A 22,769-nucleotide genomic window follows, 5' to 3' on the forward strand; every position below is an offset into this window, starting at 1 on the left:
GGTCCGCTCCCGGTCCGTCGTCACGCCCCCACCCCCGCCGAACCGAGGGAGACCTGCTCCCGGAACGACATCGCCGACACCACGCAGTCGACCTCCGGAACCACGGCGCCCTGCAGATCCGCCAGTGTCCACGCCACGCGCAGGATGCGATCCGCTCCGCGGGCGGTGATCGCCCCGCGCCGCAGCGCACGCTCCAGCGGTGCCAGCGCCTCGCGCGAGAGCCGAAATCGTTGTCGCAGCGCAGAACCCGGCACCTCGGCATTGGTGTTCCATCCGTGGTCACGCCAGCGGTCCCGGGCCGCGGACCGCGCATCCGCCACGCGGGTGCGCACCGCGGCCGAACTCTCCCCCGGCCCGTCGGCCAGCAGTCCACCTGCGTCGGCCTGCAGCCCGAGGCGCAGGTCCACGCGGTCGAGCAGCGGCCCGGAGAGCTTGCCCAGATAGCGACGCCGGGCCGCCGGAGGGCAGACGCACGCGACGGCGCGCGGAGCCGCGCACGGGCACGGGTTCGCGGCGAGCACCAATTGGAACCGGGCCGGATAGCGCGCGACGCCGTCCCGACGCGCGATGCGCACTTCGCCGTCCTCGAGCGGCGTACGGAGTGCGTCGAGCACCCGGACGGACATCTCCGCGCACTCGTCGAGGAAGAGCACCCCGTGGTGCGCTCGACTGACCGCGCCGGGTCTCGCGAGTCCGCTGCCGCCCCCGACCAACGACGCCACGGAACTGGTGTGGTGCGGAGCGACGAACGGGGCCGAGGTGACGAGTGGCCGCTCGGGCGTGAGGGTTCCCGCCACGGAGTGAACGGCGGTCACCTCCAGTGCCTGCTCCTCGGTCAGCGGCGGCAGCAGACCCGGAAGACGCCCCGCGAGCATGGTCTTCCCGACGCCGGGAGGCCCGGTGAGCATGAGGTGGTGGGCGCCGGCCGCGGCCACCTCGACGGCCCACCGCGCGTCGGCCTGACCCACCACGTCGGCCAGGTCCGCGTGGTCGTCGCCGCCCGCGTCGATCACGCACTCCGGGGTGGCGAGGTCGCCGCGCCCGCGCAGCCACTCGACCACCTCGCGCAGGTGCGCAGCGCCGCGTACCTCGATGCCGCTCACCAAGCCCGCCTCGGCCAGACTGTCGGTCGGCACGATCACGCGGTGCCGGTCGGCGCGTCGCGCCGCCAGCACCGCCGGCAGGATCCCCCGCACCGAGCGCACCCGTCCGTCCAGGGCCAGCTCGCCCAGCAGCACGGTCGACAGCAGTGGCTCGGCCGGCACCACCCGCGCGGCGCCGAGCACGGCGCAGGCCAGCGCCAGGTCGTAGACGGACCCCATCTTCGGCAGCGTCGCGGGCGAGAGCGCGAGCACCACCTTCGACACCGGCCAGTCCTGGCCGGAATTGGTGACCGCGGCGCGAACGCGATCCCGTGATTCCTGCAGCGCGGTGTCGGGCAGTCCGACCACGTGCACGCCCGGCAGCCCGCGCCCCACGTCGGCCTCGATCTCGACGAGTACCCCGTCGATCCCGGTCACCGCGACCGAGAACGCGCGACCGAGCGCCATCAGAACGCCCCCGGCAGGTGCGTGATGCGAGGTTCCACGCCGTCGGCGACGAGCACCTCGACGATGTCGAAGCGCACCGGCACCCACGGGCCGGAGCGCTCGGCGAGCCACAGTCCCGCCAGGCGATGCAGCCGCGCCGCCTTCGCGGGCGTGACCGCCTCCGCCGGTGTGCCGAAGGCGGTTCCGGAGCGAGTCTTGACCTCGACGAAGATCACCGTGGTGCCGTCGGCGGCCACGAGGTCGATCTCGCCGTGTCGGCTCCGCCAGTTGCGGGCGAGGACGTCCAGCCCGATCGCCGTCAGGAACGACGCCGCGGCGTCCTCCCCCAGTCGCCCGAGGTCCCGGGTGTCCGGTCGGGCCACCCTGTCGTCGACCTGTCCGTACCCGACCGGCCGGCCGTCCCCGGCCGTGTTCGCATTCCTACCCACGCGTGTCCGCCCCTTGCCCGCACCGACTCTCGGTACGCGAGCGACACAGTGGCCGACGGCGACGACGCGGACCGTCGCGTCACCTGGGCGAACACCCGACCCGGGGACAACCGGCGAGCCTGTGGAGAACCGGTTATTCCGGCAGACGCAGATCCGGCTTGTCGAGCTCCTCGATGTTCACGTCCTTGAACGTGATCACGCGGACGTGCTTGACGAAGCGCGCGGGCCGGTACATGTCCCACACCCAGGCGTCGGACATCCGCACCTCGAAGTAGATCTCGCCGTCGGCGTTCCGCGGAATCATCTCGACGGAGTTGGCGAGGTAGAAGCGTCGCTCGGTCTCCACCACGTAGGTGAACTGGCCGACGATGTCGCGGTATTCGCGATACAGCGACAACTCCATCTCGGTTTCGTACTTCTCGAGATCCTCGGCACTCATGGGTTCATCATCCCGCATCGACCGCGGTCGGTCGTACCCGCCCCGCTGTGTCTCCGGCACCGGCGTTTTCGAGGCAGGCGACGTTGGCCCACGAGCGGCGGTGGTGATCGCAGGGCCCGAGGCGACCGAGCGCGTCGGTGTGCGCGGTGGTGTTGTAGCCCTTGTGCACCGCGAACCCGTAGCCGGGCATCTCGACGTCGAGTCGGCGCATGATGCGGTCGCGGTGGACCTTGGCCAACACACTGGCGGCGGCGATGCACGCGGCGGTGGCGTCGCCCCCGATCACCGGCAACGACGGCACCGGCAGGCCGGGCACCCGAAACCCGTCGGTCAGGACGTACCCCGGATCGACGGACAGGCCCGCGACCGCGCGCCGCATGCCCTCGATGTTGGCCACGTGGATGCCGATGCGGTCGATCTCCGCCGACGGCACGGTGACGATCGAGTACGCGGTGGCCCAGCGAATCACCTTCGGGAACAACGCTTCTCGTGCCGGTTCACTGAGCTTCTTGGAATCGTCGATCGAGTCCAGTGCCGCGCGCGCACGATCACCGAGAATGCAGGCCGCGACGACCAGCGGACCGGCGCACGCGCCTCGGCCCGCCTCGTCCACGCCCGCGACCGGCCCGAGCCCGCTGCGGACCAGGGCCGACTCCATGGTGCGCAATCCGCCGGCACGCCGGATGACCGTGCGGGGCGGCCACGAGGTGCGGGAGAGTCGGACGAGCGTCGTCACCGCTGCTGGATGTCCGGATCGTCGATGAGGCCCCACCGTCCCGGCGGGAGAACGATGGCCTGCGCCTTGCCGATGACGTTGTCCACGGGCACCGTCCCCTGCAGATCGTCCGCGACGTGGAACCGCGAGTCCGCGGAGTTGCTGCGGTTGTCCCCCATCACCCAGACGTTGCCGTCCGGCACGGTGACCGGCCCGAAGCATCGGCCCGAGCGGATGGGAGTGTCACACGTCAGGGAGTTCGGCACGAAGTCGAAATCCATTCTGATGTAGGGCTCGTCGAGCGGCTGTCCGTCGACCAGCACGCGTCCCTGCTCGTCGCAGCACTCCACGGTCTGGCCCCCCGTCGCGATGACGCGCTTGACCAGATCGTTCTCGTCCGGAGCGACCAGTCCCACCAGCGAGCCCAGTTCCTGGGCGCCGCGAACCACGACGTTCGAGGACCGCGTGGAGACGAAGTCACCGTCCCACGAGGGCGGTCCGCGGAAGACGACGACGTCACCGGGCTGCGGGTCGCCGAACCGGTAGGACACCTTTTCCACCACGATGCGGTCGCCGGTGCAGCCGTTGCAGCCGTGCAGTGTCGGCTCCATCGATTCCGAGGGGATGAGGTAGACCCGCGCGACGAAGGTCTGCAGCAGGAAACTCAGGACCAGCGCGACCAGCACGAGGATGGGCAGTTCACGCCAGAACGAGCGCTGCTTCTTCTCCGAACGTCGGGACCGCCGGTCGCTCTCGTCGTTTCCGGGCACCGGGGTCTGCGAGTCCGTCACGCGTACACCCTAACCGCGCGCCGGACCGGGTCACCAACGACGCGGCCCCGGCCGCCGGCACGGCAGACCACGGAGAGGACGGAGACGACGACGGCCGGGCCGCAGGAGCGAACTCCCGCGAACCCGGCCGGATCACGCAGCGCGACGACGGTCAGCGCTTCTCCTTGATCTTCGCGGCCTTGCCACGGAGCTCGCGGAGGTAGTACAGCTTGGCGCGACGCACGTCACCGCGGGTCAGCACCTCGATCTCGGCGATGTTCGGCGTGTGGACGGGGAACGTACGCTCCACGCCGACACCGAAGGACACCTTGCGGACCGTGAAGGTCTCGCGGATGCCGCCACCCTGACGTCGAATCACGACGCCCTTGAAGATCTGCACGCGCTCCTTCGTGCCCTCGATGACCTTCACGTGCACGTTCAGAGTGTCGCCGGGGCGGAACTCGGGGACGTCGCTCCGCAGCGACTGCTTGTCCAGGAAGTCCAGGGTGTTCATGTCTCATCCTTGCTGTGACGTCTGCCGAGCAGAGGACCCGAGCGGCGACCGCGCGATCGAGAAGAGACCGACGGCGCTCGACTGGTTCGTGCTCCGAATAGGTGTCACCCGCCGTTCGTGCACGCCGCAGCGTGCCCGGCCCCGGGCAACCCCACGATTGTGCCAGACGGACCCCCAGCGGCAGAAATCGGCCGCCGGACATCAGCGGGCGCTGACGCTCTCCCGGTCGGTGTCCACGGACCGTTCGGCGTGCGGCGGCGGTGCGGGAACGACGATGCGGTCGAGCACGTCCTCGGCGGCGGCGCGGACGTGCGCCGCGTCGGGCTGCCCGGCGATCAGGTCCTGCGTCCAGATCTTGGCCCGCACGACGGGTCGGCGCACGTTGCGCTCGCGCCGCACCGCCCGTGCCATCCGCTTGGGTCGACGGGTGTAGCGCCACCGAGCCCACGGGGATCCCGGCCGCCCGAGACGCAGGGCACCGACGATCAGCAACGGCAGGAAGAACAGTCCCACCAGTCCTGTCCAGATCTTGCCCTTGGCCAGCACGATGGCGGCGAGCAACAGGTTCAGGGCCGCGAGAGCGACGATCAGCGCGCGGACCACCGGATCCGGGTCGTCCCGGAACCCGGCGACGTCGAAGAACTCGAGCGGTCGCAGACCGAACAGCAGCATCACCGTGACCGCGACGGCCACGAAGACGGCGTCGACCGAGGTGCGGCCCTGCTCGGCCCAGTACACGTCCTCCAGGTAGAAGATGAGCGCGAACTCGTCGAGAACCAGAGCGGCGCCGATACCGAAGAACGTTGCCAGGACCGCTCCGGTGGTCTGCGTGCCGTCCACGTAGACCGCGACGAGGGCGACCCCGGAGACCAGCATGCAGACGGTGCCGAACACCACGTGGTGCACGTGGTGACCGCCGGGGGTGACGTTGCCCGGCCACCACCGCACCTGCGCGCGAATCATGCGGACGCTGAATCGGATGAACGCGAACCCGGCGAGGAACCCGACCAGGAAGAACAGCAACGGAATCCGACCCTCGTCCGACATGTGGTCGATCCACCGCGTGATCATGGCCGTCTCACCTCTCGCCCGTCACCGCCGACGGGTGCGGGAAGCATACCGCCGCACGCCGCCGCAGGTGAGGGAGCGAACGGTCAGCCGAGACCGGCGCGGCGCAGCGCGTCGGCCATCGACCCCGTCGCCGCCGGTGCGTCACGGCGACCGCCGCGATCACCCCGGTCGCCGCCGGCCCGGCCGGACCGCGACGGACGCGGGTTCCGGTCACCACCGCCGGAGCTGCCGCTGCGGGGTCGACCCCGCTCGGGTGCCGACGCCGTCCCCGGCTCGTCGTCGAGGCGCAGGGACAGCCCGATGCGTTGGCGGGGCACGTCGACCTCCATCACCTTGACCTTCACCACCTGTCCCGACTTGACGACGTCACGCGGGTCGGAGACGAACGACCGAGACATGGCGGAGACGTGCACGAGTCCGTCCTGGTGGACACCGACGTCGACGAACGCCCCGAAGGCGGCCACGTTGGTGACGACACCCTCGAGCACCATGCCGGGGGTCAGGTCGGCCACCTTCTCCACACCGGCCGCGAAGGTCGCGGTGGCGAACTCCGGACGGGGGTCGCGGCCGGGCTTCTCGAGCTCGGTCAGGATGTCGGTCACGGTGGGTAGGCCGAACCGATCGTCGACGAACTGCTGCGGTCGCAACGTCCGGAGCACGGACGAGTTACCGACGATCTCGCGAACCCCCACCCCGGCGGCGTCGACGATGCGCCGGACCACCGGGTAGGCCTCGGGGTGGACGCTGGACCGGTCGAGGGGGTCGTCCCCGTCGGTGATGCGCAGGAAGCCCGCGCACTGCTCGAACGCCTTGGGCCCCAGCCGGGGAACGTCCTTCAGCGCGGCGCGGGTGCGGAACGGCCCGTGCGCGTCGCGGTGCGCGACGATCGACTCCGCGAGACCGGTCGCGACGCCGGACACCCGCGCCAACAGCGGCACCGAGGCGGTGTTGACGTCGACACCGACGGCGTTCACCGCGTCCTCGACGACGGCGCCCAGCGACCGCGCGAGCATGGTCTCGGACACGTCGTGCTGGTACTGACCCACGCCGATGGACTTGGGATCGATCTTCACCAGTTCGGCCAGCGGATCCTGCAGGCGCCGTGCGATGGACACCGCTCCGCGGATGGAGACGTCCAGGTCCGGCAGTTCCCGCGACCCGTAGGCCGAGGCCGAGTAGACCGACGCGCCGGCCTCGGACACCACGGCCTTGGTGAGCGCGGCCTTCGGCAGCGCCGCGACCAGTTCCGCGGCGAGCGCGTCCGTCTCGCGAGATGCGGTGCCGTTGCCGATCGCGATCAGGTCGACACCGTGCCGCGTGACCAGACCGGCCAGCGTCGCCAGCGACTCCGCCCATTTGCCCTGCGGCTTGTGCGGGTAGATCGTCTCGTGGGCCACCACCTTGCCGGTGGCGTCGACCACCGCCACCTTGGTGCCGGTGCGGTATCCGGGGTCGAGGCCCATCGTGGTCCGCGCGCCGGCCGGCGCGGCGAGCAGCAGATCCTCGAGGTTCGAGGCGAACACCTCCACGGCACGCTCCTCCGCCGCCTGCCGGAGTCGCTGGCGGATGTCGAGCCCGAGTCCGACGAGGATCTTGGTGCGCCACGCCCACCGCACCGTGTCGAGCAGCCACCGGTCGGCGGCGCGGCCACGGTCGGCGACGCCGAACCGGGCGGCGATGCGGGTCTCGTAGACCGTCGGGGTTCCGCGCGGAATCTCCTCGTCGTCCGGCTCGGGGTGCATCGTCGGGGCCAGCACCTCCTCCTTCTCGCCGCGCAGCACGGCGAGCACGCGGTGGGAGGGAACGGTGGTGAACGGCTCCGAGAAGGCGAAGTAGTCGGCGAACTTGGCGCCCTCGGCTTCCTTGCCCTCGCGCACCGTCGCGACCAGCCGTCCCCGCGTCCACATCAGTTCGCGCAACTCACCCACCAGGTCGGCGTCCTCGGCGAACTGCTCCACCAGGATCGCCCGGGCGCCGGCCAACTGCTCGTCGTCGAAGGACGTCGGATCGGACGTGGGATCACCGAGGAGCGCGTCGGCGACGGGCTGGTGCCCGGCTTCCCGCGCGATCTGCGCCTTGGTCCGTCGCTTCTGCTTGTACGGGAGGTAGATGTCCTCGAGCCGCGTCTTCGTGTCCGCCGCGGCGATGGACGACGCGAGGTCGTCGGTGAGCTTGCCCTGGCTGCGGATCGACTCGAGGACCGTCGCGCGGCGCTCGTCGAGTTCGCGGAGGTAGCGCAGGCGCTCCTCGATGGTGCGGAGCTGCGTGTCGTCCAGTGTGCCGGTGGCTTCCTTGCGATACCGCGCGATGAACGGGACGGTGGCTCCCCCGTCGAGCAGGTCGACGGCGGCGCGGACGCGGTCCTCGGCCACCTCGAGCTCGTCGGCGATCCTGCGGTTCACTGATGTGGGAGCGGTCGTCACGGCGGTCGACCCTACCGCGCCCGGTATCGTCGTCCACAGCACCGCACGTGCGGTGTGGAAAGTTCGAGATTACGAGAATTCGGTGACATCGGCGTCGACGCACGGCTTCGGCCGGCAGTTCTTCGCTCACCCGATCGCGCGGTGGGCCCTTGTACCGATCGCGGCCCTGGCGGTGGCGTGCGGCACGCCCTCCGACGCCGTCGTGGTGACCGACGCGCCGGCCGCGGAACCCTTTCCCGCCCCGGACATGACACCGGCACCCGATCCGCAGAGCCGACTGCAACAGGCCGTGGACGGCGCGGCAAAGCGTGGGGCCGTCGTGTCCATCGGGTATCTCGATCGGCAGACCGACACCTATCGCGGGATCGGTGACGACGATCCCGTCGAGACGGCGTCGGTGGTCAAACTGTTCGTCGCCGACGACCTGCTGATACGCGCCTCCCGCGGCGAGATCGACCTACCGGACGACGTCCGTGAACGGATCGCCCCGATGCTGTCGTCCTCGGACGACGACGCGGCGCAAGTTCTGTGGGATTTCGCCGGGGGCAGCGACCTGGTCGGCCGCGTCGCCGCGCGATACGGGCTGGGGTCGACCACCCCATCCGACGACGGCATCTGGTGGAACACCCGCACCACCGCCCGCGACCTGGTCTCGTACTACGACGCCCTGCTCGACGGACGCGGCGGCCTCTCCCCCGCCGACCGCGAGACGATCCTCACCGATCTCGAGCGCTACACCCCGCTCGGAACCGACGGCTACCCGCAGACGTTCGGCATCCCCCGAGCGTTGTCCGGAGAGTCGACGCGCGGCGTCAAGCAGGGGTGGATGTGTTGCGTGGACGGCCGGTGGATCCACCTGAGCACCGGGTTCGTCGGTCCGGACGAGCGATTCGTCCTGGCCGTGCTGTCCCGAGAGGAGCCCTGGTACGGCGCATCCGGCGGTCGGGACGACACCACCGACACCGACGTCGTCGACGACGACGGGGCCAAGCACGCCCGCATCACCGTGACCGGCGCTCTGCGGATTCTGTTTCCCGACGGCGTGATCGACTAGAGCAGGTCGGGTCGACGCTCACGGGTGCGCGCGAGCGACTGCTCCCGGCGCCACTCGTCGATTCGAGCATGGTTGCCCGACAACAGCACCGGCGGAACCTCCAGATCTCGCCACACCGCGGGCCGCGTGTACCCGGGCCCTTCGAGGAGCCCGTCGGAGAACGAATCCTGTTCGTGCGACTGCTGATTGCCCAGGACGCCGGGGATCAGGCGGGTCACCGCTTCCGTCATCACCAGCACTGCGGCCTCACCCCCGATGAGGACGTAGTCGCCGATGCTGACCTCCTCGACCCGCATGCGCCGGGCCGCGTCGTCGAACACCCGTTGGTCGATGCCCTCGTACCGTCCACAGGCGAAGATCAGATGCCGCTCGCGGGACCACCGTTCGGCGGTGCGCTGGGTGAACGGCACCCCGGCGGGCGTCGGCACCACGAGGATCGGGTCCTCCGAATTCGCCGAGACGGCGTCCAGGGCGTCGCCCCACACCGTCGGTTTCATGACCATGCCGGGACCCCCGCCGTAGGGCGAGTCGTCGACGGCCTTGTGGACGTCGTGCGTCCAGTCCCGCAGATCGTGCACGCCCAGCGACACCAGACCGCGCTCGATCGCCTTGCCCAGCAATGCCGTTCGCATGGGCTCGAGGTACTCGGGGAAGATGGTGACCACGTCCAGCCGCAGCGCGGCGGTGACGTCGTCGAGCCGCAGTGCAGGGTCGGTCACGGCTCGCTCAACAAGCCGTCCGGCGGATCCACCTCGATCACGCGCTCCTCGCGCGACACCCGCGGCACCATCACCGCGACGAACGGGATCAGCACCTCGCCGCGGTCGGCGTCGGCGGGGCGCACCGACAGCAATTCGCCTGCGGCGGAATGCAACACCTCGCGGACGGTCCCGATCTTCTCCCCCGCACGGGCGTGACCTTCCGCGTAGCGCACGGTCATGCCCTCGAGTTCGTGGTCGTAGAACTCGTCGGGGTCCGACGACTCCGGCAGCTCCGCGGTGTCGACCACGAACAGCGTGCCGCGCAGCGCATCCGCCGACGCCCGATCGGAGACCTCGGACAGACGCAGCAGAAGCCGCCCGGAATGTTCCCGGGCGGCTTCCACCGTGAAATCTGTCGTGGCTGCGGCACCGCGAGCGCGACCACGGAGGACGGTGCCCGGCGCGAATCGCTCGTCGGGCTCGTCCGTTCTCACCTCCACGACCACCTCGCCGCGGATACCGTGCGACTTGGCCACTCGGCCGATCACGAGCTCCACGGACGGGGACTCAGCGATCGGTGTCGATGACGTCGACACGGATGCCGCGCCCACCGATACCGGTGACCAGAGTGCGGATGGCCGTGGCGGTCCGACCGCCGCGGCCGATGACCTTGCCGAGATCGTCCGGATGGACGTGCACCTCGACGGTCCGACCGCGACGACCGGTGATCATCTCGACCCGGACGTCGTCGGGGTTGGAGACGATGCCGCGAACGAGATGTTCGACGGCGTCGGCGACCATCGCGCTCACTTGTCGGCGGACTCGTCGGTCGCGTCGGCGGCCTCGGCCGACCCGGCCTCGGCGTCGTCGGCCTTGGCGGCCTTCTTCTTCTTCGGCGTGGTGGCCTCGGCGACCGGCTCGTTGTCGGCCGCGGCGAGGGCGGCGTTGAACAGGTCCAGCTTGGACGGGCCCTGCTCCTTCACCTTGAGGGTGCCCTCGGCGCCCGGCAGGCCCTTGAACTTCTGCCAGTCACCGGTGATCTTGAGGATGGCCTCGACCGGCTCGGTGGGCTGCGCACCGACGCCCAGCCAGTACTGCGCGCGCTCGGTGTCGACCTCGATCAGGGAGGGCTCTTCCTTCGGGTGGTACTTGCCGATCGTCTCGATCGCGCGACCACCGCGACGGGTACGCGCGTCGGCGACGACGATGCGGTACTGCGGGTTGCGGATCTTGCCGAGACGGGTGAGCTTGATCTTGACTGCCATGGAGAACAGAGCCTCTTTCGATGCGGTCGCCGAGGCGACCTGAATTGGTCACGGCGCAATTCAGCGATGCACACGGCGCGTGCACCCGGTTTTGCGATGAAGGGGTGTCGTGACCGCCGCGCGGTGCGTAACCGGAGACGGGCGGACAGCGGTCCATTCTGCCAGACCACTGCCCGCCCGTGAAATCGATGCCTCCGACCGGCCTACTCCCCCGGCTTCACCGCCAGCACCGGCTTGTCGCACTGCAGCAGCAACCGCTGGGCCGTGCTGCCCATGAGCAACTTCCCCACCGGCGAGCGGTGCCGGATCCCGATCACCAGCAACTCCGCGTCGTCGCGGTCCATCGCGCCGAGCAGCGCGTCCACGGGGTCGACGGAGACGTCGCTCTCGATCTGGTGCTCGATTCCCGACTCCGCCAGCGTCGATTCCAGCGCGTCGACATCGCCGTCGCCGGCGAACTTGGTGTCGACCAGCGCGTCGCCGCGCGTCGCGTTCACCACGCGCACCCCGGTGCCCCGGACGCGGGCCTCGGCGATGCCGTGGTCGAGTGCGGCGGCCCCGTAGCGATCCGGGGTGTAGCCGACGACGATCATGCGTTCTCCTTCTCTCGGGTGGGCTCCGGAACGGCGGCGGCGGCGCGGCGGCCGACGAGACGGCCGAGGAACGGCGCGACCAGCAGGACGGCGATGACGACGTACACGGCCACCGCGATCGGCTCGGTGAAGATGCCGCTCCAGTTGCCCTCGTTGAGCTGCAGCGTCTGGCGCAGCTGACGCTCGATGCGCGGGCCGAGGATGACGCCGATGATGAGTGGCAGGACCGGCAGTCCGAAGCGCCGCATCATCAGACCCAGGAGCCCGAAGACGAGCAGCAGGGCGAGGTCGAGCCACTGCAAGTTGACCGCGTAGGCCCCGAGAACCGCGAAGAACAGGATGCCGGCGTACAGGTAGGGCCGCGGCGTGCGCAGCAGCTTCGCCCAGAGCGGCGCGAGTGGCAGGTTCAGCGCGAGCAGCAGGAAGTTGCCGATGAACAAGCTCGCGATGAGCGTCCAGACCAGCAGCGGTTCCTTGTCGAAGAGCGTGGGTCCGGGCTGGATGCCGTAGGACACGAACGCGGTCAGCATGACGGCCGCGGTGGCGTTGGTGGGCAGACCCAGCGACAGCATCGGCACCAGCGTGCCCGCCGCGGACGCGTTGTTCGCGGCCTCCGGGCCGGCCACACCCTCGATGGCGCCCTTGCCGAACTGCTCCGGGTGCTTGGTCAGCTTCTTCTCGGTGATGTACGACAGGAACGTGGGCAGCTCGGCGCCACCGGCCGGCAGCGCCCCGAACGGGAAGCCGAACGCGGTGCCGCGTAGCCACGGCTTCCAGGACCGCTTCCAGTCGCCCTTGCCCATCCAGGGACGCCCGACCGGGATGACCTCGGCGGGCTTGCGACGCAGATGCGCTGCGACCCACAGGGCTTCGCCGAGCGCGAAGACGGCGACCGCGATGACGACGATGTCGATGCCGTCGGACAGCAGTGGGATGCCGAACGTCGCACGGGGCTGACCGGTGAGGAAGTCGATACCGACGAGGCCGATCGACAGACCCAGCAGCAGGGAGATGCACCCGCGCAGCTTCGACGAGCCGAGAACGGCCGTGACCGCCACCAGCGCCAGCAACATGATCGCCAGGTACGACGGCGCACCGAGGGTCACGGCGAACCGCGAGACGATCGGAGCGAAGAGCACCAGCAGCAGCGTGCCGATGGTGCCGGCGACGAAGGATCCGATGGCCGCGGTCGCCAGCGCCTGCGCGGCCCGTCCGGCCTTGGCCATCTTGTTGCCCTCGAGGGCAGTGATGACCGACGACGATTCACCGGGGGTGTTCAACAGAATCGAGGTGGTCGACCCGCCGTACATGCCGCCGTAGTAGATGCCGGCGAACATGATGAACGCCGCACTGGGACTGACGTTGTAGGTGATGGGCAGCAGCAGCGCCACGGTCATGGCCGGCCCGATGCCGGGCAGCACGCCCACGGCGGTGCCGAGCAACACGCCGATGCAGGCGTAGAGCAGGTTCATCGGCGTCGCCGCCTGCGACAGGCCCTCCAGGAGCCAGGTGAGATTGTCCATCAGAGAATCCCGTCCAGAATGCCTGCGGACAGCGGGATTCCGAGTCCGACGTAGAACGCGTAGAAGCTCACCAGCGAGAGCACGAGGCCGATCACGAGGTTCCGGACCCAATGACGATTGCCGAGAATCGTTGCGGCACCGCCGAACAGCAGTGCACCCATGATCACCCAGCCGAGCACGTCGACCAGAGCGATGGTGGCCACGAAGAGCCCGACGAGCAGTCCGACGGTCTTCCAGTCGGCCGGCGACGAGACGTCGACGTCCTCGCCGCTTTCCGGTTCCACCTGCGAGCCTCGCAGGGTGGCGATCGCGAGGGCCACGGCGCAGAGCAGCAGACCGGTGCCGATGACGATCGGGAACAGCTTCGGCCCCACCGGGTCGACCTTGGCGAACTCCGCCGTCAGGTTCATCGCGTCGACGAGGAGGAACACCCCCACCACCACGAGGACGGCGCAGACGCCGAACTGGGCGAGATCGCGGGGCCGTCGTGCGGACGTGTCACCGGGCTCGGGTGGCCGGTTCACCGTGGCGGTCACACGAGCCCCAGCTCGGTCAGGGTCGACTCGACCCGAGCGTCCTGCTCCTGCAGGAACGTCTCGAACGCGTCTCCGGTCTCGAACGCGTCGGTCCATCCGTTGGTCACGAGTGCTTCCTTCCATGCGTCCGTCCCGTGGAGCGTGGTGAGGGCCTCGATCATCTCGGCGCGCAGCTCGTCCTACAGGCCGGGAGGCGCGAGAATGCCGCGCCAGTTGGTGAATTCGAGATCGATGCCCGCCTCGCGCAGTGTCGGGGCGTCGACACCGGGCACCCGCTCGGAGCCGGACACGGCGAGCACGCGGACCTGGCCGGACTCGATCTGGTCGACGTACTCGCCCAGGCCGGAGGTACCGGCGGCGATCTTGTTGCCCAGCAACGCCGTCAGCAGATCGCCGCCGCCGTCGTAGGAGATGTAGTTGACGGTCGTGGGATCGATTCCCACCGTCTGCGCGACCTCCATGGGGAAGAGGTGATCGGGTCCGCCGGGCGACGAACCGCCGCCGACGGTGATCGATTCGGGATTCGCGGTCCACGCGGCGACCAGATCGCCGACGGTGCGGAACGGCGAGTCGGCCGGCACGAGGATGCCTTCCTGCTCCTCGATCATCTTCGCCAGCGGTGTCGCATCGGACACGCGGGCCGCGGACCCGTTGGTGTAGACGGCGCCCACGACACCGAGGCCCATCATCATCATGAGGTCCTCGTTGCCGGCCTCGTTCATCAGGCGCGCCATGGCGACGGTGCCGCCGGCACCGATGACGTTGAACACCTCGACGCGGCCGGTAATGTCCTCGTCCTCCATGATCTTCACCGCGGTGCGCGCGGTCAGGTCGTACCCGCCGCCGGGGCTGTTGGGCACCATCATGCGCAGACGGTGCAGCCCCTCTCCCTCGTCGCCGCGGGTCACCCCGCACGACGCCACCAGGAGCAGCAGCGCCAGGGCGGCGATCAGCCTTCTCGGCATCGATCCTCGATTCGTCTCGTTACTGCATGTCAGACTGTGATCGAGGGCAATCATGAGATGCCGCGTGACACAGGTCACGTATTCGGTAGCAACGAAAGTAGTGTTCTTTGTGGTCGCCATCCCGCCGCGTCGTCCGGCATCGGGTCCGACGACGCCGCACCCTCGCCGGCCAGGTGCTGGTCCTGCAGTTGGCCGTCGTCGCGGTCGTGCTCGGCGCCGTCGCCGCCGTGTCGGTTCATCAGTCCACGCGGGAGTTCCGCGACCTCCGAGGCGGCCGGATGCTGTCCGTGGCCGAATCCCTTGCCTCGACACCGATCGTTCGCGAGCAGCTCGACGCCCCCCTGGTTGAGCAGGTCCTGGCACCCGACGTCGACCGCGCCGCCTCACTGTCGGGGGCGACGATCGCCGAGATCGCCGCCCCCGACGGCCGGGTCCTCGTCTCCACCGACCCGACGCGCGTGCGGGGCCGGGCCGATCTCGGTGACAGCGACGCGGTGCGCGGGCGCGGGTGGTACGGCGACGTCACCGTCGACGGCCGACGGTCGATCGCCGGCCACGTCCCGGTTCTCGACACCGACGGGCGCGTCCTCGCCGTGGTCACGGTGTCCGAGAACTACCCGTCGACGTGGATGTTGTTGTCCGGCTCGGGCGCTCGACTCCTGATCTACCTCGGCATCGGGGCCGGACTCGGTGCCGTCGGCTCCGTCCTGCTCTCCCGGCGCGTCCGCCGCCACACCCTGGGCCTCGAGACGGCCGAGATCGCGACCCTGGCCGATCACCGAGAAGCGTTGCTGCACAGCATCCGCGAAGGGGTGATCGCCGTCGACACCGACGGTCGGATCACCATGATCAACGACAGCGCCGTGGCCCTGCTCGGCGTCGAGCCGGGTGTCGTCGGCCGCCCGGTGGACGAGGTCGGCATCGACCCCGGCCTCACGGAGGTGCTGCTGGCGCAGGGCGAGGTCGAGGACCTCGTGATCACCACGGCCACCCGCGTTCTCGCGGTGAACCGCCGCAGCGCGACCATGCGGGGCGACGCCGCGTCGGGGTCCGAGCGACGCGGCCGGAGCATCGGTACGGTCACCACCATGCGCGACAGCACCGAGCTCGCGTCGATGCAGAGCCAGCTGACGTCCCACAAATCGGTCACCGACACCCTGCGGGCCCAGACCCACGAGTTCGCCAATCAACTGCACACCATCTCCGGACTGGCCCAGCTCGGCAGCTACGACGAGGTGACGGCGCTGGTGGGCACGCTCACCCGCCGCCGCGCCGAGATCAGCGAGTCCATCACCGCGCACGTCCACGACCCGGCCGTGGCCGCCCTGCTGATTGCCAAGACGTCGCTGGCGGCCGAGGTCGGGGTGCGACTCGATCTCGATCCCGCGTCGCACCTGCGCGCGTTGGATCCCACCCTGTCCACGGACGTCATCACCGTCGTCGGGAACCTGGTCGACAACGCGCTGGACGTCTCCCGCGACTCCGGCGCGGAGCGCATCGTGGTGCGGCTGCAGGACGAGCCCGACCTGCTGGTGGAGGTCACCGACTCAGGACCCGGTGTGCCGGAGGACATGCGAGACGTGGTGTTCTCGCGGGGAGTGACGTCCAAGCCGGATACTCCCGGTGGACGGGGCATCGGACTCGCCCTGGTCCGACTGGTCAGCGTGCAACACGGCGGCACCGCCGTCGTCGACGACTCCGACGCCGGTGGCGCGCGCTTCCGCGTCCGTATCCCGCTCGGCTGATCCCCCTTCTTCGAGCAGAGAGGACCCACCGTGCCGACCGTTCTCGTGGTCGACGACGACTTCATGGTCGCCGACATCCATCGTCGATTCGTCGACCACACCGACGGATTCACCGCCGTCGGAATCGCCCACACCGCCGCGGCGGCGTTCACCGCCGTGGCGGAACTGGGTCCGGACCTCATCCTGCTCGACGTCCATCTGCCCGACACGTCCGGTCTCGACGTCCTCCGGCGTCTGCGGGCCGAGAAGAACCCGGTGGGCGTCATCATGATCACGGCCGCCCGCGAACTCGACACGGTGGCCGACGCTCTGAGCGGCGGGGCGGCGGACTACCTCATCAAGCCGTTCGAGTACCCCCAGCTTCGCGACAAGTTGGAGTCCTTCCGGGCGCGCACCGAGGCCCTGGAATCCGGTGCGGCGGACCAGAACCTGGTCGATTCGCTCTTCGGCGGCAGTTCGGCGGCCGACGCTCGCCCGGAGGCGCGACCGCTTCCACTACCGAAGGGGCTGTCGGCGGAGACGGGGCGGTTGGTGCTGGACGCCGTCGCCACCGGGGCGGAACTGTCGGCCTCCGAATGCGCCGAGGCCGTGGGTATCTCACGGGTCAGCGCGCGGCGGTACCTCGAGCACTATCTGGCCACCGGCGCCGTCTCGGTGCGCCTGCAGTACGGCCGGGCCGGGCGGCCCGAGCGCCGCTATCGCTCCGGCCGATAGCAATCGAGACAGCTATCGCTCGGGCCGATAGCAATCGAGACAGCTGTCGCTCCGGCCGATAGCAATCGAGACAGCTATCGCTCCGGCCGGTGACACGCCCGCCACCGGCGATCACCACACGCGACCGCGGAGGACCACCACGTCCGGCGCCGACAGGACCTCGGGACCGAGCCGCGGATCCTCGGTGTGGAACACGAGATCCGCGGGCGCGCCGTGGTCGATGCCGGCGTGACCCAGCCACCGCCGCGCAGCCCAGCTCGCGGCGCCGAGCGCCTCCGTCGGCGTCATCCCGACCCCGACGAGCGCGGCCACCTCGTCCGCCACCCGACCGTGTTCGATGCCGCCCCCGGCGTCGGTTCCGGCGTAGATCGGCACGCCCGCGTCGTGCGCGCGTCCCACGGTGTCGGCCACCCGGGCGTGCAGGTCCCGCATGTGCTTCGCGTAGACCGGGTACTTGCCCGCACTGTCGGCGATGGACGGGAACGTCTCGATGTTGATCAATGTGGGCACCAGTGCCGTGCCGTGCTCGACCATCATCTCGACGGTGTCGTCGGTCAGCCCGGTGCCGTGCTCGATGCAGTCGATTCCCGCGGCGATCAATCCCGGCAGGGCGTCCTCGCCGAAGACGTGCGCGGTCACGCGCGCGCCCTCGCGGTGTGCCGCGTCGATCGCGTCACGCAGGACGTCGTCGCTCCACAAGGGGGCGAGATCCCCGACCCCGCGGTCGATCCAGTCGCCCACGAGCTTGACCCACCCGTCCCCGAACCGCGCCTGCTGCGCCACCGCCTCCGGCAACTGCGACTCGTCCTCGAGATCGACGGGAAGACCGGGGATGTAGCGCTTCGGCCTCGCGATGTGCCGACCGGCCCGGATGATCCGCGGCAGGTCGTCGTGATCGTCGAGTGCGCGGGTGTCCACGGGCGACCCGGCGTCACGAAGGAGCAGCGCACCCACCTCGCGCTCGCGGGTGGCCTGCGCGATCGTGCCCGCCTCGTCCTCGTGTCCGCCGCCGTACCGGATGCCGACGTGACAGTGCGCGTCGACCAGTCCGGGCAGGATCCATCCACCGTCGGCGATCGTGACGGCACCGGGAACCGGATCCAGAGAGATCAGTCCGTCCCGCACCCACACGTCCACCGGGTCGGTCGATTCGCCGTCCCCGCCCAGCAGGACGCCGCGCAGGTGGAGGTTCGGACCGATCCGCACGCGCCGTCTACTTCTTCGGCAGCTTCAGCTGGGAGAGATCGAAACCTTCGAGCCCCGGCGGCAACTGGTCGAGCCCCTTGGGCATCGAGGACAGGTCGGGCATCCCGGCGGGCAGGCCACCGGGGAACCCACCCCGCACCTTCGGTGGCGTGGGCCCGCGACCACCCTTCTTGCCCTTCTTCCCCTTCTTGGACCGCTGGACCTGCTTGCGCGCCCCCGGCATGCCCATGCGGCCCGCCATCGACGCCATCATCTTGCGGGCCTCGAAGAAACGATCGACCAGCTGATTGACGTCGGACACCTTGACGCCGGAACCGTTCGCGATGCGCAGACGTCGAGACGCGTTGATGATCTTGGGATCCGCGCGCTCGGCCGGGGTCATGCCGCGAATGATGGCCTGAACACGGTCGAGTTGCTTGTCGTCGACGGACGCCAGTGCGTCCTTCATCTGGCCCGCGCCGGGGAGCATGCCGAGCAGGTTGCCGATCGGGCCCATCTTGCGGATCGCCATCATCTGCTCGAGGAAGTCCTCGAGGGTCAGCTGACCCGAACCGATCTTCGCCGCGGTGTCCTCGGCCTGCTTCGCGTCGAAGACCGTCTCGGCCTGCTCGATGAGACTGAGGAGGTCGCCCATCCCGAGGATGCGACTGGCCATCCGGTCCGGATGGAAGACGTCGAAGTCCTCGAGCTTCTCGCCGGTGGAGGCGAACATGATCGGTCGGCCCGTGACCTCGCGGACGGACAGGGCCGCGCCGCCGCGGGCGTCGCCGTCGAGCTTGGTCAGCACGACACCGGTGAACCCGACTCCGTCCTGGAACGCCTCGGCGGTGCTGACGGCGTCCTGACCGATCATCGCGTCGAGGACGAACAGCACCTCGTCCGGCTCGGTCGCGTCGCGGATGCCCGCGGCCTGGCCCATCAGTTCCGCATCGATGCCCAGGCGGCCCGCGGTGTCGATGATGACGACGTCGTGCTGCTTGGCGCGGGCCTCGGCGACACCGGCGCGGGCGACCTCCACCGGGTCGGCCGCGGACACGCCGAGCGCGTTCTCACCGCCGCCGATCGAGGTGCCCGGATGCGGAGCGAACACCGCCGCACCGGCCCGCTCTCCGACGATCTGCAGCTGCGAGACCGCCCCGGGGCGCTGGAGGTCGCACGCCACGAGCAGCGGGGTGTGGTTCTGCGTCTTCAGCCACCGCGCGAGCTTGCCCGCCAGGGTGGTCTTACCGGAACCCTGCAGGCCGGCCAGCATGATCACCGTCGGCGGGTTCTTCGCGAACGTCAGTCGCCGGGTCTCGCCGCCCAGAATGCCGACCAGCTCGTCGTTGACGATCTTGACCACCTGCTGGGCAGGGTTGAGCGCGGCGGAGACCTCCGCGCCCTTCGCACGCTCCTTGATCCGGGCGATGAACGCGCGGACCACGGGCAGGGCGACGTCGGCGTCGAGCAGCGCCAACCGGATCTCACGGCACACCGCGTCGATGTCGGACGCCGACAGCCGACCCTTGCCTCGCAGATCCTTGAGGCTCCCGGTCAATCTGTCGGACAGTGATTCGAACACCGATGACGCTCCTGAATTTCCGCGGACGACGTGCTCACCCAGCCTAACGGTCGCAGCCGACGACCGTGGCGACCAGGTGCTAGGGCCGCTCGTCGTCCTCGGCAGGCGGAGCGGGGGCGGGAACCACCGCGAGCAGGCTGCGTTCGATCTCGCCGCGCAGGACCGAGGTGGGCTCGCCTCCCCCGGACAGATCTATCCCGAAGGCGTCGATCACCGACGTGCCTCGCGTGGCCACCTTGGCCCACAGGACGTCGGTGCCGTGCGTCTCGAACACCGCGGCCAACCGACACAGCAGGCCGGGACGGTCCTCCGCGCGGACCTCGACCACCGCCTGCGCGGGGTCCTCCCCGTCGAACCACAGGATGCGCGGCGGCGCCTGGGCGTGCAGGGGAAGACCCCCGACCGCGCGCATGGAGTCCGCCGGGTCGGGCAGCAACCCCGGTGTCGACGCCGATCGGGCCTCCGCCTCCTTGGCCTCGAGCCGCTCGAGCAGGGGCAGGTCGCCGTCGAGTGAGCGGATCAACTCCTGACGGAGCAGCCCCGGTTCCGGCGGGCCACCGAAGGCCGGGCTGACGACGAATCGGTTCACCGCATGACCCCGCGCGCTCGTCACCGAGGCGGACAGCACCCGCAGCGACGCCAGCGCGAGCACCCCGGCCGCGTTGGACAGCAGTCCGCGACGGTCCGGCGCCACGACCGTCACGTCGAACGTGTGCGGCGCGTCGGTCGGCGTCAGATCGACCACGACGCCCTCGTCGGCGCGTGCCAGCAACGCCGGGTCCACCGGATCGGGCTCGGGCAGGGTCTCCCCCGCCACGACCAGTCGGCATCGGTGCACGAGATCCCCGATGAGCGACGCCTTCCACTCGCCCCAGACGCCGGGACCGGTCGCGATCGAGTCGGCTTCGGCGAGGGCGTGGAGCAACTCCAGCAACCGGGCATCGCCGCCGAGGGTGTCGACGACGCGTTCCACGGTGGCGGGATCGTCCAGGTCGCGCCGCGTCGCGGTGTCCGGCAGCAGCAGATGATGACGCACCATCGCCACCACGACCGCGAGGTCCGACGGCCACAGTCCGAGTCGCCGGCCGATCTGCGCGGCGATGTCCGCCCCCACCACGCTGTGGTCGCCGCCGCGGCCCTTGCCGATGTCGTGCAGCAACGCCCCGAGCACCAGCAGATCCGGCCGTGCGACCCGGGTGGTCAGACCCGAGGCGACGGCGGCGGTCTCCACCAGATGCCGGTCGACGGTCCAGGTGTGCACGGCGTCGCGGGGCGGAAGATCGCGCACCGCACCCCATTCCGGCATCAGGCGGCCCCACAGTCCGGTGCGGTCGAGGGCCTCGATCACCGCGACGGCGCGACGACCGGACCCGAGAACGACCAGCAGATCGTCCAGCGCTTCCTTCGGCCACGGTTCCCGGAGTTCCGGTGCGCTGTCGGAGAGTCGGCGCAGGGTCGAGGCGGACATCGGCAGTCCCGTCACCGCGGCCGCCGCTGCGACCCGCATGATCAGACCCGGGTCCTTGGTCGGCCGGGCGTCGCGGGCGAGGACCACCTCTCCGGCATGTTCCACGACACCCTCGTCGAGCGGTCGCCGCACCGGCACCAGGCGCAGTCGCGAGAGTCCCCGGCGCGGAAGCGCATTGGCCGCCGTCCGCAGACCCACGTCGACGGAGTAGCCGATGGTGCGCGCCGAATCGGTGAGCACCCGGGCCAGATCGAAGCGATCACCGAGCCGCAGGGCGGCCGCGATCTCGTCGGCGTCCTGTGCGCGCAGATGATCGCGGCCCCGCCCGGCGACCCGGTGGAGTTCGGTGCGCACGTCGAGAATCCGCCGATGTGCTTCCTGCACACCGCCACTCGGAGAGTCGGGACCCAGTCCGGGCATCGCGTCGGTCACCTGGGCGAGCGAGAGGGCGTCGAGCAGTTGGACATCGCGCAGGCCACCGCGACCGCTCTTGAGGTCGGGCTCGGCGCGATGGGCGATGTCGCCGCTGCGGTTCCACCGGGCGCGGGTCGCCTCCGACAGCTCGGGGAACCGGTCACGTATTCCGCTGCGCCACTGGCGAACGATGCCCGAGACGACGGCGGCGCTGAGTTCCTTGTCGCCGACGATGTGTCGCGCGTCCAGCAGACCGAGCGCCGCGGTGAGATCGGACGCCGCCACGTCCAGCGCCTGACCGGGGGTCCGCACACTGTGGTCGAGCCCGATGTGGGCGTCCCACAGGGGATACCAGAGCTTGTCCGCGACGTCCGAAACCAGGGCCGGTTCCATGTCGTCGTGCAGGAGCACCAGGTCGAGGTCGGAGAACGGCAACATCTCCCGCCGGGCGAGTCCCCCCACCGCGAGCACCGCGAACCCACTGTCCGGGGTGATGCCCACCTCCGAAGCGGTGGTGGTGAGCCACAATTCGAAGAGGTCCGTCAACGCCTCGCGCAGCGCCGGGGCGGCCAGTCGGGCGCGCCCGCGGCCCTCCAGGAGCTTGGCCCGCGCCCGCACCAGATCGGTCGCACCGGCGGTCGTGCCGCTTGCTCGTTCCGTAGCCATCTCGTGTCCTCTCGGGTCCGGCGGATATCGCTGACGCTCCGACGGGACCGGCCGTGACCCCACCACGTTTCTCGGGTGGAATCACGGCCGGTCCCAGCGGGATACGGGGTCAGAGCGCGTCGGTGCCGCGCTCCCCCGTCCGTACCCGGACCACGGCCTCGACCGGCGAGACCCAGACCTTGCCGTCACCGATCTTGCCGGTGCGTGCCGCCTCGACGATCACCTCGACCACCTTGTCCACGGCCGCGTCGTCGACGACGACCTCCACGCGCACCTTCGGCACGAAGTCCACCGAGTACTCCGCACCGCGGTAGACCTCGGTGTGGCCCTTCTGCCGGCCGTACCCCTGGACCTCGCTGACGGTCATGCCGAGGATCCCGGCCTGCTCGAGACCCGTCTTGACGTCCTCGAGGGTGAACGGCTTGACGATTGCGGTGATCAACTTCAT

At 70.1% G+C, this 22,769-nt stretch carries 22 protein-coding genes and 1 pseudogene; 3 read left to right on the forward strand and 20 right to left on the reverse strand.

Going from position 1 to position 22,769, the window contains the following annotated elements:
* Positions 1-20: 20 nt before the first annotated feature.
* The 8 genes from BMZ18_RS16310 to BMZ18_RS16345 form a co-directional block, all read right to left on the reverse strand.
* Entirely contained in the window at positions 21-1,550 is a 1,530-nt protein-coding gene (locus BMZ18_RS16310; protein ID WP_068100651.1) for a YifB family Mg chelatase-like AAA ATPase, read from the reverse strand.
* A complete protein-coding gene (locus tag BMZ18_RS16315; protein WP_068100649.1) occupies positions 1,550-1,912 on the reverse strand; it encodes a YraN family protein in 363 nt (120 codons plus the stop codon). The genes BMZ18_RS16310 and BMZ18_RS16315 overlap by 1 nt, the downstream gene beginning before the upstream one ends.
* Before the next feature lie 199 nt (positions 1,913-2,111).
* Positions 2,112-2,417, reverse strand: a complete 306-nt coding sequence (locus tag BMZ18_RS16320; protein WP_027505026.1) for a DUF2469 domain-containing protein — start codon at positions 2,415-2,417, stop codon at positions 2,112-2,114.
* A gap of 7 nt (positions 2,418-2,424) precedes the next feature.
* The gene (locus BMZ18_RS16325; RefSeq protein WP_074922309.1) at positions 2,425-3,153 is read right to left on the reverse strand and encodes a ribonuclease HII; all 729 of its coding nucleotides are present in this window, start codon (positions 3,151-3,153) and stop codon (positions 2,425-2,427) included.
* On the reverse strand, positions 3,150-3,902 hold the full coding sequence (gene lepB / locus BMZ18_RS16330) for a signal peptidase I (protein WP_068364647.1): 753 nt from the start codon (positions 3,900-3,902) through the stop codon (positions 3,150-3,152). Before lepB ends, BMZ18_RS16325 begins: the two co-directional genes overlap by 4 nt.
* 172 nt (positions 3,903-4,074) lie before the next feature.
* A complete protein-coding gene (gene rplS, locus BMZ18_RS16335) occupies positions 4,075-4,416 on the reverse strand; it encodes a 50S ribosomal protein L19 (protein ID WP_068100648.1) in 342 nt (113 codons plus the stop codon).
* A gap of 201 nt (positions 4,417-4,617) precedes the next feature.
* The gene (locus tag BMZ18_RS16340; protein ID WP_139204002.1) at positions 4,618-5,487 is read right to left on the reverse strand and encodes a hypothetical protein; all 870 of its coding nucleotides are present in this window, start codon (positions 5,485-5,487) and stop codon (positions 4,618-4,620) included.
* 83 nt (positions 5,488-5,570) lie between these two features.
* Positions 5,571-7,910, reverse strand: a complete 2,340-nt coding sequence (locus tag BMZ18_RS16345; RefSeq protein WP_068364508.1) for a Tex family protein — start codon at positions 7,908-7,910, stop codon at positions 5,571-5,573.
* Between the two features lie 82 nt (positions 7,911-7,992).
* Between BMZ18_RS16345 and BMZ18_RS16350 the strand changes: the two genes are divergently transcribed.
* Positions 7,993-8,964 carry a serine hydrolase gene (locus BMZ18_RS16350; protein ID WP_139204003.1) on the forward strand — a complete coding sequence of 324 codons (972 nt, stop codon included), beginning with the start codon at positions 7,993-7,995 and terminating at the stop codon, positions 8,962-8,964.
* Here the strand turns inward: BMZ18_RS16350 and trmD are convergent.
* The 8 genes and pseudogenes from trmD to BMZ18_RS16390 all read right to left on the reverse strand — a co-directional run bounded on the left by trmD (position 8,961) and on the right by BMZ18_RS16390 (position 14,547).
* On the reverse strand, positions 8,961-9,641 hold the full coding sequence (gene trmD, locus BMZ18_RS16355) for a tRNA (guanosine(37)-N1)-methyltransferase TrmD (protein ID WP_068105469.1): 681 nt from the start codon (positions 9,639-9,641) through the stop codon (positions 8,961-8,963). The two genes, BMZ18_RS16350 and trmD, sit on opposite strands and share 4 nt — an antisense overlap.
* A gap of 38 nt (positions 9,642-9,679) precedes the next feature.
* Entirely contained in the window at positions 9,680-10,222 is a 543-nt protein-coding gene (rimM, locus tag BMZ18_RS16360; protein WP_068364505.1) for a ribosome maturation factor RimM, read from the reverse strand.
* A 10-nt stretch (positions 10,223-10,232) separates the two neighbouring features.
* Positions 10,233-10,475: an RNA-binding protein gene (locus tag BMZ18_RS16365; protein ID WP_068100637.1), complete on the reverse strand. Its 243-nt coding sequence runs from the start codon at positions 10,473-10,475 to the stop codon at positions 10,233-10,235.
* A complete protein-coding gene (gene rpsP, locus BMZ18_RS16370) occupies positions 10,472-10,930 on the reverse strand; it encodes a 30S ribosomal protein S16 (RefSeq protein WP_068364502.1) in 459 nt (152 codons plus the stop codon). Before rpsP ends, BMZ18_RS16365 begins: the two co-directional genes overlap by 4 nt.
* A gap of 203 nt (positions 10,931-11,133) precedes the next feature.
* Positions 11,134-11,523 carry a universal stress protein gene (locus BMZ18_RS16375; protein WP_068364499.1) on the reverse strand — a complete coding sequence of 130 codons (390 nt, stop codon included), beginning with the start codon at positions 11,521-11,523 and terminating at the stop codon, positions 11,134-11,136.
* On the reverse strand, positions 11,520-13,046 hold the full coding sequence (locus tag BMZ18_RS16380) for a tripartite tricarboxylate transporter permease (RefSeq protein WP_068100631.1): 1,527 nt from the start codon (positions 13,044-13,046) through the stop codon (positions 11,520-11,522). Before BMZ18_RS16380 ends, BMZ18_RS16375 begins: the two co-directional genes overlap by 4 nt.
* A complete protein-coding gene (locus tag BMZ18_RS16385) occupies positions 13,046-13,570 on the reverse strand; it encodes a tripartite tricarboxylate transporter TctB family protein (protein ID WP_068105467.1) in 525 nt (174 codons plus the stop codon). Before BMZ18_RS16385 ends, BMZ18_RS16380 begins: the two co-directional genes overlap by 1 nt.
* Positions 13,571-13,578: 8 nt before the next feature.
* Positions 13,579-14,547 (reverse strand): annotated as a pseudogene (locus tag BMZ18_RS16390) (Bug family tripartite tricarboxylate transporter substrate binding protein).
* A 107-nt stretch (positions 14,548-14,654) separates the two neighbouring features.
* Between BMZ18_RS16390 and BMZ18_RS16395 the strand changes: the two are divergent.
* Together BMZ18_RS16395 and BMZ18_RS16400 are read left to right on the forward strand one after the other, a co-directional pair.
* Positions 14,655-16,292: a sensor histidine kinase gene (locus BMZ18_RS16395; RefSeq protein ID WP_068364496.1), complete on the forward strand. Its 1,638-nt coding sequence runs from the start codon at positions 14,655-14,657 to the stop codon at positions 16,290-16,292.
* A gap of 30 nt (positions 16,293-16,322) precedes the next feature.
* The gene (locus BMZ18_RS16400; RefSeq protein ID WP_139204004.1) at positions 16,323-17,006 is read left to right on the forward strand and encodes a response regulator; all 684 of its coding nucleotides are present in this window, start codon (positions 16,323-16,325) and stop codon (positions 17,004-17,006) included.
* Positions 17,007-17,117: 111 nt separating this feature from the next.
* Here the strand turns inward: BMZ18_RS16400 and BMZ18_RS16405 are convergent, their stop codons facing one another.
* From BMZ18_RS16405 to BMZ18_RS16420, 4 genes are all read right to left on the reverse strand, one after another.
* Positions 17,118-18,206, reverse strand: coding sequence for an amidohydrolase family protein (locus tag BMZ18_RS16405; RefSeq protein ID WP_082834094.1), 1,089 nt, complete (start codon positions 18,204-18,206; stop codon positions 17,118-17,120).
* Between the two features lie 13 nt (positions 18,207-18,219).
* Positions 18,220-19,773: a signal recognition particle protein gene (gene ffh, locus BMZ18_RS16410; RefSeq protein ID WP_068364493.1), complete on the reverse strand. Its 1,554-nt coding sequence runs from the start codon at positions 19,771-19,773 to the stop codon at positions 18,220-18,222.
* A gap of 79 nt (positions 19,774-19,852) precedes the next feature.
* Positions 19,853-22,321: a [protein-PII] uridylyltransferase gene (locus tag BMZ18_RS16415; protein ID WP_068364490.1), complete on the reverse strand. Its 2,469-nt coding sequence runs from the start codon at positions 22,319-22,321 to the stop codon at positions 19,853-19,855.
* A 109-nt stretch (positions 22,322-22,430) separates the two neighbouring features.
* Entirely contained in the window at positions 22,431-22,769 is a 339-nt protein-coding gene (locus tag BMZ18_RS16420) for a P-II family nitrogen regulator (RefSeq protein ID WP_068100623.1), read from the reverse strand.

Source organism: Rhodococcoides kroppenstedtii, assembly GCF_900111805.1.
GTDB classification, from domain to species: domain Bacteria; phylum Actinomycetota; class Actinomycetes; order Mycobacteriales; family Mycobacteriaceae; genus Rhodococcoides; species Rhodococcoides kroppenstedtii.